General features: G+C 62.9%; 1 protein-coding gene. It reads left to right on the forward strand.

What is annotated here, in order from left to right; all coding sequences use genetic code 11:
• The first annotated feature begins 1 nt into the window (after position 1).
• Positions 2-1192: an elongation factor Tu gene (gene tuf, locus AB6O04_RS20660; RefSeq protein ID WP_368566309.1), complete on the forward strand. Its 1191-nt coding sequence runs from the start codon at positions 2-4 to the stop codon at positions 1190-1192.
• The last annotated feature ends 2 nt before the right edge of the window (positions 1193-1194 follow it).

Here is a 1194-nt window from a genome sequence, read left to right on the forward strand (position 1 = left end):
CATGGCAAAGGGTAAATTCGAACGCACCAAGCCGCACGTGAACGTGGGCACGATTGGTCACGTGGACCACGGCAAGACGACGCTGACGGCGGCGCTGACGAAGGTCGGAGCAGAGCGTTTCGGAGGCGAGTTCAAGGCCTATGACGCGATTGACGCGGCGCCGGAAGAGAAGGCGCGCGGCATCACGATTTCGACGGCGCACGTGGAATACGAAAGCCCGAACCGTCATTACGCGCATGTGGATTGCCCGGGTCACGCCGACTATGTGAAGAACATGATCACCGGTGCGGCGCAGATGGACGGTGCGATTCTGGTGTGCTCGGCCGCGGACGGCCCGATGCCGCAGACGCGCGAGCACATTCTGCTGTCGCGCCAGGTCGGCGTGCCGCACATCGTGGTCTACCTGAACAAGGCGGACATGGTGGACGACGCCGAGCTGCTGGAGCTGGTGGAAATGGAAGTGCGCGAGTTGCTGAGCAAGTACGACTTCCCGGGCGATGACACCCCGATCATCCACGGTTCGGCCCGTTTGGCGCTGGAAGGCGACCAGTCGGAGATTGGCGTGCCGTCGATCATCAAGCTGGTGGAAGCGCTGGATACGTTCATCCCGCAGCCCGAGCGCGACATCGACCGTCCGTTCCTGATGCCGGTGGAAGACGTGTTCTCGATTTCTGGCCGCGGCACCGTGGTGACCGGTCGTATCGAGCGCGGCATCATCAAGGTGGGCGACGAAATCGAAATCGTGGGTATCCGTCCGACCGTGAAGACCACGGTGACGGGTGTGGAAATGTTCCGCAAGCTGCTGGACCAGGGCCAGGCGGGCGACAACGCCGGTCTGCTGCTGCGCGGCACCAAGCGTGACGACGTGGAGCGCGGCCAGGTGCTGTGCAAGCCCGGTTCGATCAATCCGCACACTCAGTTCGAAGCCGAAGTGTATGTGCTGAGCAAGGATGAAGGCGGCCGCCACACCCCGTTCTTCAAGGGTTACCGTCCGCAGTTCTACTTCCGTACCACCGACATCACCGGTGCGGTGACCCTGCCGGAAGGCGTGGAGATGGTGATGCCGGGCGACAACGTGAAGATGGTGGTGGAGCTGATCAACCCGGTGGCGATGGACGAAGGTCTGCGTTTCGCGATCCGCGAAGGCGGCCGTACCGTCGGCGCCGGCGTGGTAGCCAAGATCATCAAGTGACG

Source organism: Pseudoxanthomonas sp. UTMC 1351 (assembly GCF_040948865.1).
Taxonomy (GTDB): domain Bacteria; phylum Pseudomonadota; class Gammaproteobacteria; order Xanthomonadales; family Xanthomonadaceae; genus Pseudoxanthomonas_A.

Excerpts from the sequence above, each read along its gene's own strand:
- tuf (WP_368566309.1), top strand. The coding sequence starts at position 2 with ATGGCAAAGGGTAAATTCGAACGCACCAAGCCGCACGTGAACGTGGGC.